Below are 12,858 nucleotides of genomic sequence, written 5' to 3' on the forward strand. Positions count from 1 at the left end.
CAAGGAAGAAAATTCACATGAAGTTACTACAAGTTCAAGTACCCGATTTCCGTGTTTTGAAAGATGTTGATATTAAGTTTGATAGAAGGTTTGTCCCTAATATCTTTCCTTTAGGAAGTCTCAATGGAGGTGGTAAAAGTACACTTTTACAATTAGTCTTTGTTTTATTACATTGCTGCACAAATCCAGAAAGAAAAGTTTTTATAAAGAATCTACTACATGGCTTTACACTTAATGATGATTCTAGTGATAGAGTATTAGCTATTATCAATATTTGGGATGGTGAAAAAGAAGTTGAAATTAAATTTCTAGTTTGTCATAATACTTATATTGAAAATATCTTAAAACAAGATCATGAATACAAAAACAATGAAGACTGGAAATTATCTAATTTTGAAAAACTAGAAAATATCACTAAGAATATTTATAAAACAGAACAAGATATTGAACAACTAGAAAAAGCAACTAATAAATTAGAAATTCATGAAAAGCTAGAAAATGATGATATTAAGCACAGACTATTCCAACCAGTAGTGCGTGAATTATTCTATAATAATATAATATCCCCTAGAATAAGAAGATTGCCAGTTGCAGATTTTAAAGAAGAAGTTGAAGAAATGCTTGATTCATATCAACTAAATCTTGATGAACTTTCGCAGGAAAAAGAAAAAATAGATATTGTATTGCAAAAAATATCCACATATTTGCATGAAAAAAATATTGTATATATATGTAATTATTCTTCAGGAATTGATACCGAAAAAAATGAATTTGTATTATGCCAAATTGGTGATAATTTAGATATAAATAAAGCAGAAGATTGGTTAGACAAAATATCAAATAAAATATTTTTAGCTGCTCCTATTAGTCAAGTTTTCCTATTTACTTCTCAAACGTCAAGAAGACTATTATTTCAACAAAATAGTAATAGAGATTATGATTCAGATTTAAAATTATCTAAATTAAAACTACCAGGATTTTTTACTTATGATTTTGCTCCAGTAGACTTATTGATTAAAGTATTCACAAATGCTCTTGAAGAAGATTCTAGAACTGCTGTTGAAACTGAAGGTAAGTATGGCAAGAGATATGAAGAATTATTAGATGATTTGAATTTATTGTTAGCCAATAAAAAAGTGAATATTTCTACAGATTTCTCCAAAATCACCTTCAAGTTAGATACAAATGATGGAAATATTGAACTTTATCCTGAAGATTTAAGTCATGGTGAATTAAAAAGATTGAGCATTTACCTATGGCTAAAATATAATAAAATCGAAGATGCTATTGTTCTCATGGATGAAATTGAAATAGGATTTCATCCAGATTGGCAATATGAAATAATTAGAGATTTAGAGGAATGGTCTTCTAGTAATCAATATATTCTAGCAACTCATTCTTATCAATTATGTCGAGCGCTTACACCGGCTCATGTCAGGGAACTAGAACCAAAACTTATCAAATCAGATAATAATATTCCACTATGAATACTTATCAAAAAAAACTAATGCAACATTGTAACGAAATTCTGGGAAATCCAAACATTAGACAGAGAATTGTTGTTTTGTGCGAGGGTCAAGGTAGTATTTTAAATTTAAGTGACGAAACAACAGTAAATTACGGAAAAATGAAGCAAATGCCAGATGCAGATTTTTATATAAAATGCATTCCAAAGACATGGAAAACATACAAACCAGAATTTTTTAATTGTCAAGGTAGAACAGGTGTTATAGATACTTATTTTAAGCTTTTAGAATTACATGAAGAAGGTAGTAGAGAGTCATACTTAAATCCTGATAAGCTGTTTGCTATAGTTGATTTAGATTTACAGTCCCAAAATATTGATAATTACGGTTTCTCTAATACAGAAGAAATTTTCTCAAATCTTTATCAGCAAGGTCAAGTTAATGAAGAAAATACCAGAAATCATCGCATTTGGGTAACAGGATTAATTCACAAAGAAGCATATTTTATCATACCTGAACTGCAAGAAGTTTTTGATAATCACATCAATGTTCCTATGTATAATAGTCAAAAACTTATTCTTGAAGATATTTATATTACTATGGCAGATGCTATTATTAATAGCAATGATTTAAACAATAACTTATCAACCGTCTCTAATCGCATTAGTCATTGCTCAGGATTAGATTGTACAGATTTAGAAAAGTTACGTGATTCCTGGAAAGAACAGTTTGAAAATTCTCCAGATGAAACACACAAAAATGAGTTAATTTATGCCTTATTAATGCTTAAAAAAGTTAAGGATAACAAAACTCAAGAGGATTATTGGGAAGACATTAAACCACCAAGTGATTGGACTAATACAGAGGAGGTATTTAGGGATGAATTATTAAGGCAAATAGCTAAATTTTACTCAGAGCAGAGTAATTATGCTAAATATCATATTCCTGCTTTTATGCAATTTTTAAAACATTTTTCTACTTTGAATTAATTTCAACCTATTCTCTCCTTTCCCCCGCAGTTCTAATCAATTCCCCTATCAAAGCCACAATAGCAGTCATAGAAATTAACATCACACTTAAAGCATTAATATCCGGTTTGACTCCCGTTCTAATGCGGCTAAAAATTTCTATTGGTAAAGTCGTCGCACCACTTCCAGCAGTAAAACTAGCAATTAAAAAATCATCCCAACTCAATACAAAAGCCAATAAACACCCAGAAATAATCCCCGGTATTAATTGAGGTAATAAAACTAAAATAAAGGCTTGTATAGGTGTTGCACCTAAATCTAATGCTGCTTCTTCTAAATGAGGATTGATATTATTCATGCGCGAAGAAACTACCAACCCAACGTATGATAGACAAAAAACAATGTGAGCAGCAATAATAGTCCATATACTCAAAGGAATAGCAAAGGCCGCTAAACATACTAGTGTCGAAACAGCGATCGCAATATCAGGAATTAATAAGGGTAAATAGGCAATTCCCTGATATAATTTCTTACCAGGAAAATCATAACGTGCCAACCCCACAGCCATTAATGTTCCCAAGACAGCGGAAACTCCTACTGCACAAAAAGCCACCAACAAACTATTATATAACCCGGATAAAATCCGTTCGTCATTAAATAGTTTTCCATACCATTCCAGGGTGAATCCTTGCCATTTAGCGCTGTAAGGTGACTGATTAAAACTATAAAAAGCCAGTACCAAAATAGGTAGGTACATAAACACAAATATAACTAGTGCAAAAACTGCCTGCCAGGAAACACGCGGTTTATTTATTTGTTTGTATATATTCATTTTACCTAATATATGCAACTATTTATTTATCGTTATATATTATACTTATTTTTGTCTTTCAAGTCAAGTTCAAAATCCCAAATATAACAATTATATTTTGTCTAATTTATTTCTTAAGGATCAGACATTGACATTACCTCAGATAGACAAAATATATCAAATATAAAGCATAAGATTTGGTAGTACAATCATGAATAAGGGCGGTTTTTTTTTACTTTTAGCTATTTCCTGTTAGCTATTCAATTTATTTTCAAATAACTGGAAATAGAAATCGGATATTTTAGGAGATTGATAATGAAAATTGCTCAAATTGCTCCACTGTGGGAGAGAGTACCACCACCAGCTTATGGTGGAATAGAATTGGTAGTGGGGTTATTAACTGATGAATTAGTCCGTCGAGGACATGAAGTGACATTATTTGCATCAGGAGATTCTTTAACTTTAGCCAAATTAATATCAGTTCATCCCCGCGCTTTAAGGCTAGATTCTACTATCAGAGATTCAAGTATTTATGAATTTCTACAAATAGCATCAGTCTATGAAAAAGCCGCAGATTTCGATATTATTCATTCCCATATGGGAGTCGCAACATTAACATCTGCAAACCTGGTAACAACTCCTACAGTGCATACCTTACATGGCATTTTCACACCAGACAATGAAAAAATATTTAAACATTGTCGAAAACAGCCTTATATTAGTATCTCTAATTCTCAGAAAGAACCCAGATTAGGATTAAATTATGTAGACACTGTTTATAATGGCATTGATGTTAGTAGTTATGAATTTTATCCTCAACCAACAGAACCATCTTATTTAGCTTTTTTAGGCAGAATGTCTCCAGAAAAAGGACCACATTTAGCAATTGAAATTGCTAAAAAAACTGGTCGGAAGTTAAAACTTGCAGGTAAGGTAGATTTGGTAGATTGGGAATATTTTGAACAAAAAGTTAAACCGCATATTGATGGTCAGCAAATTGAATATTTAGGTGAAGCCAATCATCTCCAAAAAAATGCCCTTATGGGTGGTGCTTATGCAACTTTATTCCCAATTACTTGGCGAGAACCTTTTGGTTTAGTTATGGTAGAATCAATGGCATCAGGTACGCCTGTAATTGCCATGCGAATGGGTTCAACGGCAGAAGTGATTGTTAACGGGGAAACAGGTTTTCTCTGTGATAATGTCGAAGAATGTATTAATGCTATTGATCAAGTCAGGAGTTTAAATCGTTACGCTTGTCGTCAATATGTGGAAGAACATTTTAGTGTTCAGCAAATGACTGATGGTTATGAAGCAGTTTATCAAAAGCTAATTGCAGAAAAATTAGCGCGACAAAATGGTTTTTCTCGCACTGCTTTAGTGAGTTAGTAGGGGTGGGGTTTCCCCACCCAGAGAACTTCTTTCTAACTGCCTTTCTTACTGATACTTTTAACCGAGACATTCCCCGACATCTGAGATATCGTGAATATCTGGTATAACATCACCAACTGAGTTAGTGAAGGTGGTATCCCACATTGCCTTAGAACATAATTCTAATGGCTCTTGATTGTCTATCAACGAGTTCAATACCCAAATTTTCTCTAGAACTACCAAGTTTTCTAAGGAAAGGTTTATTTTCTTTGTAGCCATTCAAGTCTATTCGGAACCATTACAGTTACTCAAAATATTTATTGACTTTAAATTAACTACAAAACTCTCGTATATATTTAATATTATGAACCTATTGTCAGAAAATGTCAATAGATGTCTGAAGATTTGATGTCCTATTCTTTACTCCTGACTCCTGACTCCTGACTCCTGACTCCTGCTATAAACACCTTTCTGATGTCTAACTTCAACTACTGTATGCACATTCCCACGAGGGGTAAAATCTGTTTTCACGGTGACTTCTAAAGGATCACAAGCAGCGACAAAATCATCTAAAATTTGATTGGCTGTTTCTTCATGGGAGATATAGCGATCGCGGTAGCTGTTAATATAAAGCTTGAGTGCCTTCAACTCTACTACCCTTTCATCTGGAACATAGGTAATATAAATGGTCGCAAAGTCAGGATAACCGGAAAAAGGACATTTACAAGTAAATTCCGGTAAAGTAATATTAACGTCATAGCGTCGCCCAATGCGGGGGTTCGGAAATGTAATTAATTTCCCTTCCGCAATTTCGCGTTCACCATATTTCATTTCTTGACTTGCTGGAGATACAGTTTCAGGTGCAAAGTTACTCATTATATTAGTAAAAAGAAATGCAGATATTCACAATTATTAACTTAACAGTTTTTAACATTTCTCTCCAGCTTAATGAGTTACTTACTTTCTTTTTCCCAGTCAGGACAATTTTTATCATCCCAACCATGAGGGTGCATAGCACAGACTAACAAATTACCGCTATAAACCTGGCCATGATAGTTACTACAACCAATACAAGCAGCATTTTTTTCTAGTGTCGCTTCTACTTGATATGGAAAACCAGGATCTATATCTTCGGTGATATCTTCCAGTTCCCAGTAAATCTCCAAAATTGGTTCGGCTAAATCTTGTAAAAACTGTTCGTGCAACGTAGCTAAAGTATCAATATCATCCTCAAATGCGCTTTGTACTTCTTCAGTAATCTGTTCCGTAACTTCAAAAAAAGCGTCTATCATGTCATTCACTCCGAGGAAGAACTGCTCTACTTCATCAGCCACGGTTTCGATCATGTCTATTAAGTCTTTTTGCCACTCTTCCATAACTTATACTCTCAAAGGCTAAAAACATGATGCTAAACGCCGTCTGACTGAAAGTTATAGAGTCTACGGTTAGTAATTGCAAGTAAAACCATCTTGGGTATAGCGTCATTTTTCTAGAATTAAAAGTTACTGATACCCAAGGTGAAAATTTTATCTTTACGGTTTGCGTTGCAGCCGTTTTAACTCTTCCTGTAGTTCTAGCACTTGATCGCGGAGATGATCTACGTTATCGCCATTTTCTTTATTTTCTTTTTTCGCCTCTTTCATACTAGGCTCTTCGTCATCATCTATGATATTTATCCGACGAGGTTCGGAAGGGGGTGTTTTTTCAGGCGTTTGTCCAGAGGTTGGTTGCTGTTGAGCTTGCTTCATCATATCTTCAACGAAGCGACGAGCCTCTTCTGTGTTCATCTCGCCTTTAGCCACCATTTCATCTGCTAATTTTTGGACTTGCGATCGCAGTTCGGCTAATTTTCCGCCAGCTTTTTCGCCAGCGTAAGAAGCTAACCCAACGCCGAGATAAAAAGCTTTTTGTACAATATCTCCAAAACCAGGCATTGCTGCTGAAAGCTCCTACAAATAAGGCGACCCGGAGACTACGCCTACCACAAGCATCCCTTATTGCTGCTACCTTCCGGTCCTGACAAGATTTGGGCGTTGAAGTTGCATAGATCCAGGTCTTTCATCATCATAACACTAAAATTCAAAATTTGTGTACTATTCCACAACAATTCGCCATTCAAATAATTGGTAGCTGACACAATCGTTCTGTACCAAGGGATCAGCCAATACTATTGCTTGTGCTTCATCCATTGATGCCGCCTCAAATAACATCATTCCACCACCCTTTTGCGCCCAATAACCTGTTTTAGCTTTGTGTCCTTTAGTAATCAACTCTTGAACGTAGGCTCTGTGAGCGGGTACATATTGGTCAAAGGTGGGTTTATCAAGCTTACCAGTTTCAATTTTAACAAACCAAGGCATATTTCAGATCGGGATTTTTAGATTAGCAATGTTTCATTTAGTCTAAAATATCATGATTTGTTATCGTATTCCCGCTAATTCATATATTTTTGTGATTTATGTAATATTTCAGAACAAACCGCTATCTGTTTACACATCTATACTGTATACTTAGTTAGTAAGAGTTAAGAATAAAATGAGTCTAAAAACAGACAACTAGTAAATAAAAAACTCATATACAAGAAATGCACTGTGGAAATCGAGCAGGAACATTTAATTGTATGAGGATTATTTACTTGTTGCCAGAGGTAAACAGGAAATTTCGCATTGGCTTTTTTCCTTGTTGCCAAACTGATTAAATCAATGTCACCAGGATATCATCATGCCTAGCAAATTAAATCTCGATAGCAACGAAACTCTCAAACAAGGTGCGAAAGGACAAAAAGTTCAACAACTACAAGAAATCTTAAAAGCACTCAATCTAGATCCAGGAATAATAGATGGTGATTTTGGCAATAATACTGTCAAAGCCGTTAAACAATTTCAAAGTCAAAAAGGGCTTGAAGCAGATGGTGTAGTCGGAAAAAATACTCAAAATGCTTTAAATAATGCTCTTGGACAAGCAACAACAAGCGCAGCGTCATCTATATCATCTCCAACTTTAAACACCCCTACAAAAGGTTTTGGTGGGATAACTGGAAAACTACCACTTCCAGGTGTTCCTCTCATCAAAGAATTTGAAGGTTGTTATTTAAATGCTTATCGAGATCCTCTCAGTGGTAATTTACCTATCACTATTGGTTGGGGTACTACTAAAAAAAGAGATGGTAGTAACTGGGAATTAGGTGAAAGCATCACTCAACAAGAAGCAGATGATTTGTTGATGCTTCAGCTAGAGAATAGCTATCTACCACCTCTGCAAAAAATTCCGGTTTGGAATGAGTTAAACGCCAATCAACAAGGTGCTTTATTAAGCTTTGGTTATAACTTGGGTGCTAGTTTTTATGGTAATTCCAATTTCTCAAGTATAACCAGAGTTTTGAGAGATAAAAAGTGGGATGAAATTGAAGAAACTTTTCTAAAATACAGAAATCCTGGTAGCAATGTAGAAGCTGGATTAAGACGAAGAAGACAGGCAGAAGCTAAACTATTTTTAACTCCTGTTTAGTTAATAATTGAAGATCCGTAGAGAGGTTACACGAAACCTCTTCACATGACAAGTGGGACGCTGAATAATTGTCTCTACTACTCGTCGTTTTGCCTTTGTATCAATAGACTGGGAAACACTAAAATTAAGGAGATTACCATGAAAAAGCTGCATAAATTACTAATGACCAGCACCGTCATAGTTTCTATATTTGGGTGCAATATTCACAGCACTCTAGCACAAAATAGTCCAGAATTTAAAGCGATAGATTCTATAAAAGATAAAAATATCTTAATTGCTCAATCTCAACCTAGTATTAATAATACGGTTCAATTTGCCGTTAATGCAATCCACAAACTTAGACAACAAGGAAAGATTAATCTTCGTCGAGAAGGTAATTACACTTTTGGTGATATTAAGATAGAGATAGATAATGTAAAATCGGAGTTGCTGAATCAAAACCTTAATGATTTCTATAATAATGACTATACTGCCACAAATTTTTGCTGACGGGTGGTTTAGTTTCCTAGCTTTTTTCAATGCGATTTACGGTGCATCTAAAACCCAAGAACTCATAGTAAAAGCCAGAAGTCAATTAAACATAAAAGACCCATTACAAGCTGAAAAACAACTCCTTAATCATTTTTAGTGCGATCGCCGATATTATAAACTACAATAAAAATACTTAAAGAAAGGGCTAAAAATGGTCAAATCAACTTTGTACACGACGGCAAAAGTCCTGCCAGGAAATAAAATTGAAATTCAAGCTCCAGATCTGACTGTAGGACAAACTGTTGAAGTCGTTATTTTGGTTCAAGAAGTTATTTCTCATTCTTCTACCACCGAAGATATCTCTCCATCCTTAAAACAGCGTCTTGCTTTTCTGAAGTTACCAATGACTGAACGTAGGAATATTCTCAAAAGTCAAGCCGATATAATGCTCTCTCACTATCAACAAGATTCTGAATGGCAGGAGTTAATGGCAGGTGACATCATTGAGTATTAACCCTGATCTGCCAAAACGTGGAGAAATTTGGTTAGTCAACTTCGATCCTACTGTTGGTGCAGAAATCAAAAAAGTGCGTCCTGCCGTCGTCATCAGTTCAGATTCAGTAGGAAAGCTTCCTATCAAGCTTATTGCTCCTATTACAGACTGGAAAACATATTTTTCATCAAATTTCTGGCACGTTAAGATTGAACCTAACAGTATCAATAGATTGAATAAAGATTCTGCAATTGATACTCTTCAACTAAGGGGGGTGGATTTACAAAGGTTTATTCGTAAATTAGGAAGCATTTCTGAAATTACAATGCTGGAAATTATAGCTTCCATTGCTACTGTAATCGAATTTGAGGTCTAACAAATCATTGCACCCGACCGTGTGTTAGATAACTCGTAATCATGTAAATTTATTGGAGGCGGGTGAGTTCAACCTTTAAATTACCTAATCTTTAAAACTTCTATCTTTCTCAAGCAAAATGTCAAATGAATCAAAAATCCCATGGCCAATTTGGGCTGCTGTTATGCTGGCTTGCGCGTTTATTGCTGCTTACGCCTCTCGTCCCCAAACCGACGATCAAAGAGTTGAGGATCTACAAAGAAAAATTAGCAGTTTAGAAGCACAATTAAATCTTCAGCAACCGACTTATTCTCCAAGTGTTTCTGAACTATCGCCATCTCAATTTCCTAAATTACGAACGCCAGAACCCTCTCTATTAGATGTGAACAACCCAAAATCATCATCTAAAGCAATACCTACATCAACTCCTACTATTACTGCTGAACCAACTCCAAGTTTATCAAATCCAAAATGGGACGATAGTGTTTTAAATTCTGGTTCTGTAGGAACTGAATATTCAACTTCGTATAAGATGATCGAAGGACCTGTATTTAATCAACAGAATCAACAAGTAGAGTGGATTGTTGAATTTTCATTTCCTCCAGAAGTAGAAAGAAGCCCTGCACTGAAAGAAGCTTACTTAAAACTTGAATTATGGGATGGCTTTAGGGCTGAATTTATAGATAGTTCTGGTGTGATTTTAGAAGCGAAAAACCTTGATAAAGAAGGTCAAGGAGGCAACAGAAGACGATATACTTTGAGAGTTCCCAATAGTATTTGGGAAAAATGGTCAAAAGTAGCTATGGTAAAAGTTGTCAGATATAGGTGAGACTGCTTATATAGAGTTGAAGCAAAATTACTCTGTTGATGAAGCAAAAACACTTTGTGAATTAGGTTTACAGCCAAAAGAATAATTAAGATCGAGAAAATCTTACTCATATATTACTGATAGGAAATAATCATGAACACATTTCATAAGTGGTTGATGAATACGACTGTCATAACCTCTATATTAGCCGGAAATATCAACTTGGTACAAGCACAAAACAGATCAGAATTGCTTCTAGTTGATCAACTCCCAACTAACACGGAAAATTTCAGAAAAGGTCAGACTATGAAACTTATTTGGGCGTAAGTCGTCTACTCATCCCGTAGCAAATGTCTAACTTAGCCGTTAGAGTGGACGTAACTAGTATTTTGATTACCAACTTCCTTCAAGGAGATTAACCAATGTCTGCAACCTCAGCTTATCGAAACTCGAACATGAATTTGCAAAAATGGGCCGCTGCTGTGGGTGGCATTGCTGTACTTATCCTTTCACTTACCCCGACAGCAAATGCAAAGCCGACCCCAGCCGAAGCAACAATTTGCTCCCCCGTAAATGGTCAATGGTATTTCGGAGGCAAGCCTGGTCCGATTATCACTCAAAAGGGCAAGCAGCTTTCGGTCGATATGTCCGTTTATGGTCGCCCCACTGCAACTGGCAAATTTCTAAATGAAACTCAGATCAAAGTCACTTTTCCGGACGATGCAACCTTTATTGGGACATTAAATCGTCGGGGGCAGATTAGCTGGGATAATGGTACCCTTTGGGAAGCCCGGGATTTTTCAGGTACTTGGAAATTCTTGGGAAGACCTGGTCCGATTGTCACTCAAACAGGGGATCAGCTTTCGGTCGATATGTCCGCTTACGTTCGCCCAGTTGCAAAGGGTACGGTGACTCCCCCCTCTGCGGCAAAAGTTAACTTTCCCGACGATGGAACCTTTGGTGCAACGCTCGTGAGTCCGAGTTGCATTAAGTGGACAAATACGACTATTTGGACGAAATAGCGGTCATTATTGTTGGGTTTCATCCACAGCTTGTAGTGCGATCACAGATATTGTAGTGTGATTGCACATACATACCGCATAAATCAAATATAAAGGAATTCCGCATAGACTACAATAAAAATACGGCGTTGCTGAACTTAGGTATGAAATTGACAAATTCAAAATTTGAAACTTTGCGCCTTTGCACGAAATAAATATCATAATCATACCCCAATTCAGCAGCACCAAAAATATTTAAAGAAAGGGCTGAAAATAGCCCTGCACTCGACCATAAGGTAAACCACTTATAACCACCCAAAGTAATTGTCAACGGGTGAGTTCAACCTTTAAATTACCTAATCTTTAAAACTTCATACCAATTACTTGCTATGAGGACGCTGAATAATTGTCTCTACTACTCGTCGTTTTGCTTGTGGGTCAATTCCTACCAAACGCACATATTCACCGCTATATTCAGATAAACAAGCTTCTAAGGTAGAAATAGCATCGGAATGGGCATCAATTTGAAAAGAACCGCAACTTTGCCAAGAACCTGTGCGAAAACGCCGTTCGTCAACGTGTTCAATGCCAATTTTACAACCTTGGGCTAAAATTTGGCGAACTTGTGCTTGAGTTTCTAAACTTAAATGAGTAGGTTGATTAATCGCAGGTTTACTCACAGGAACTTCCGCAATAGGTGAAGTTGCTTGATAACCTTTACCTCGATTTAAACGATTATATTCATCCACTAAATGAGAAGTTTCCACCCGTTTTTGTTCACCAACCATAAATTTACCCGACTCAATTAAATGCGATAAAGTAAAATCTGGCTTTTTAAATGCTGGGGGTCCTTCCAAACTATTCACAACTCGCAAAGAGACATTTTCAAAACCAACTTGATGGATGAAATTACGGATTTGTTCATCATAAATCCGGGAACGCAACGCACTAAAAAAGTCAATAGATTGATGAGGAAAAGTATCAACAAATTGTGCAATTTCTCTTTGTGAAAGACCATCTTCTGCAAAAATTCCTCCCACAATTCCTACCTTATCATCGCGGTTTGGTTCCCAGTAAAATTTGTCCATTCTCCCATCACGAATTAATGGTGCATAGAGAGTAGAAAAATCATTTCCGGTGACAATAATCGGGACACGACATAAAGGATTGGAGTCATAACTTCCCGGTAATTGCACATCTGTGGGATTATCAGCAATATTCATCAATGTGGCATTTACCAACTGGGTATTTACTGTATATTGAGTCCCTTCGTCAAAGCGTCCTGCACCTGCATCTAAATCATTAATCATCAGTACGCACATTTTCCCCCGTACCTTGATTAATTCTGCTGTTTCCCGATAACGTAACCGAATTAACCGCGCAGGATCTCCCGCGTCTGGACTTTCTAATTCTCCTCCAGATATCAAGGTGACTTCGATACCCATTTTCTCAAAAACTAACTCGCATTGAAAAGTTTTTCCCTCACCTTTGCGTCCATGAATTCCTAAAATTAAAGGAACGCGAATCCCAGGAATATTTAAGAAATTTTTGGTGATATGAACTGCAAGTTTATCAAGAAAACTAGGCGCAATGTAGTAACTCATAGA

16 protein-coding genes and 1 other RNA gene are annotated in these 12,858 nt (G+C 35.9%); 9 read left to right on the forward strand and 8 right to left on the reverse strand.

Annotated features, from left to right (window positions below; translation table 11 throughout):
• Window positions 1-17 precede the first annotated feature (17 nt).
• Window positions 18-1,487 (forward strand): AAA family ATPase, encoded by a 1,470-nt coding sequence (locus tag BMF77_RS22105; protein WP_148765886.1) that lies wholly within the window; start codon window positions 18-20, stop codon window positions 1,485-1,487.
• Window positions 1,484-2,455 (forward strand): hypothetical protein, encoded by a 972-nt coding sequence (locus BMF77_RS22110; protein WP_148765888.1) that lies wholly within the window; start codon window positions 1,484-1,486, stop codon window positions 2,453-2,455. The genes BMF77_RS22105 and BMF77_RS22110 overlap by 4 nt, the downstream gene beginning before the upstream one ends.
• Before the next feature lie 7 nt (window positions 2,456-2,462).
• Here the strand turns inward: BMF77_RS22110 and BMF77_RS22115 are convergent, their stop codons facing one another.
• Complete coding sequence (locus BMF77_RS22115; RefSeq protein ID WP_210422243.1) at window positions 2,463-3,191, reverse strand: ABC transporter permease; 729 nt, start codon at window positions 3,189-3,191, stop codon at window positions 2,463-2,465.
• Window positions 3,192-3,560: 369 nt separating this feature from the next.
• Between BMF77_RS22115 and BMF77_RS22120 the strand changes: the two genes are divergently transcribed.
• Entirely contained in the window at window positions 3,561-4,634 is a 1,074-nt protein-coding gene (locus BMF77_RS22120; protein WP_015079294.1) for a glycosyltransferase family 4 protein, read from the forward strand.
• 60 nt (window positions 4,635-4,694) lie between these two features.
• Here the strand turns inward: BMF77_RS22120 and BMF77_RS22125 are convergent, their stop codons facing one another.
• From BMF77_RS22125 to BMF77_RS22150, 6 genes are all read right to left on the reverse strand, one after another.
• Complete coding sequence (locus tag BMF77_RS22125; protein ID WP_148765892.1) at window positions 4,695-4,895, reverse strand: hypothetical protein; 201 nt, start codon at window positions 4,893-4,895, stop codon at window positions 4,695-4,697.
• Window positions 4,896-5,036: 141 nt separating this feature from the next.
• Window positions 5,037-5,492, reverse strand: a complete 456-nt coding sequence (gene queF / locus BMF77_RS22130) for a preQ(1) synthase (protein ID WP_148765894.1) — start codon at window positions 5,490-5,492, stop codon at window positions 5,037-5,039.
• 77 nt (window positions 5,493-5,569) lie between these two features.
• Window positions 5,570-5,992: a hypothetical protein gene (locus BMF77_RS22135; protein ID WP_148765896.1), complete on the reverse strand. Its 423-nt coding sequence runs from the start codon at window positions 5,990-5,992 to the stop codon at window positions 5,570-5,572.
• Window positions 5,993-6,148: 156 nt separating this feature from the next.
• Window positions 6,149-6,550: a phasin family protein gene (locus BMF77_RS22140; RefSeq protein ID WP_148765898.1), complete on the reverse strand. Its 402-nt coding sequence runs from the start codon at window positions 6,548-6,550 to the stop codon at window positions 6,149-6,151.
• A gap of 25 nt (window positions 6,551-6,575) precedes the next feature.
• Window positions 6,576-6,672: signal recognition particle sRNA small type (gene ffs / locus BMF77_RS22145), an RNA gene on the reverse strand.
• A 37-nt stretch (window positions 6,673-6,709) separates the two neighbouring features.
• Complete coding sequence (locus BMF77_RS22150; protein WP_015079290.1) at window positions 6,710-6,976, reverse strand: YciI family protein; 267 nt, start codon at window positions 6,974-6,976, stop codon at window positions 6,710-6,712.
• Window positions 6,977-7,337: 361 nt separating this feature from the next.
• On the opposite strand from BMF77_RS22150, the gene BMF77_RS22155 reads away from it, so the two are divergent.
• The 6 genes from BMF77_RS22155 (at window position 7,338) to BMF77_RS22180 (ending at window position 11,272) form a co-directional block, all read left to right on the forward strand.
• The gene (locus tag BMF77_RS22155) at window positions 7,338-8,123 is read left to right on the forward strand and encodes a glycoside hydrolase family protein (protein ID WP_148765900.1); all 786 of its coding nucleotides are present in this window, start codon (window positions 7,338-7,340) and stop codon (window positions 8,121-8,123) included.
• 138 nt (window positions 8,124-8,261) lie between these two features.
• On the forward strand, window positions 8,262-8,612 hold the full coding sequence (locus BMF77_RS22160) for a hypothetical protein (RefSeq protein WP_148765902.1): 351 nt from the start codon (window positions 8,262-8,264) through the stop codon (window positions 8,610-8,612).
• 193 nt (window positions 8,613-8,805) lie between these two features.
• Complete coding sequence (locus BMF77_RS22165; RefSeq protein ID WP_148765904.1) at window positions 8,806-9,108, forward strand: hypothetical protein; 303 nt, start codon at window positions 8,806-8,808, stop codon at window positions 9,106-9,108.
• Window positions 9,089-9,463 carry a type II toxin-antitoxin system PemK/MazF family toxin gene (locus tag BMF77_RS22170; RefSeq protein WP_371735132.1) on the forward strand — a complete coding sequence of 125 codons (375 nt, stop codon included), beginning with the start codon at window positions 9,089-9,091 and terminating at the stop codon, window positions 9,461-9,463. The genes BMF77_RS22165 and BMF77_RS22170 overlap by 20 nt, the downstream gene beginning before the upstream one ends.
• A gap of 118 nt (window positions 9,464-9,581) precedes the next feature.
• Window positions 9,582-10,271 carry a hypothetical protein gene (locus tag BMF77_RS22175; protein WP_148765907.1) on the forward strand — a complete coding sequence of 230 codons (690 nt, stop codon included), beginning with the start codon at window positions 9,582-9,584 and terminating at the stop codon, window positions 10,269-10,271.
• A gap of 401 nt (window positions 10,272-10,672) precedes the next feature.
• Window positions 10,673-11,272 (forward strand): hypothetical protein, encoded by a 600-nt coding sequence (locus BMF77_RS22180; protein WP_148765909.1) that lies wholly within the window; start codon window positions 10,673-10,675, stop codon window positions 11,270-11,272.
• Window positions 11,273-11,631: 359 nt separating this feature from the next.
• On the opposite strand, the gene BMF77_RS22185 is transcribed toward BMF77_RS22180, so the two are convergent.
• A complete protein-coding gene (locus BMF77_RS22185; protein ID WP_148765912.1) occupies window positions 11,632-12,855 on the reverse strand; it encodes a ribulose bisphosphate carboxylase small subunit in 1,224 nt (407 codons plus the stop codon).
• Between the last annotated feature and the right edge of the window lie 3 nt (window positions 12,856-12,858).

This window comes from Dolichospermum sp. UHCC 0315A (genome assembly GCF_008121535.1).
In the GTDB taxonomy this organism is placed as follows: domain Bacteria; phylum Cyanobacteriota; class Cyanobacteriia; order Cyanobacteriales; family Nostocaceae; genus Dolichospermum; species Dolichospermum lemmermannii.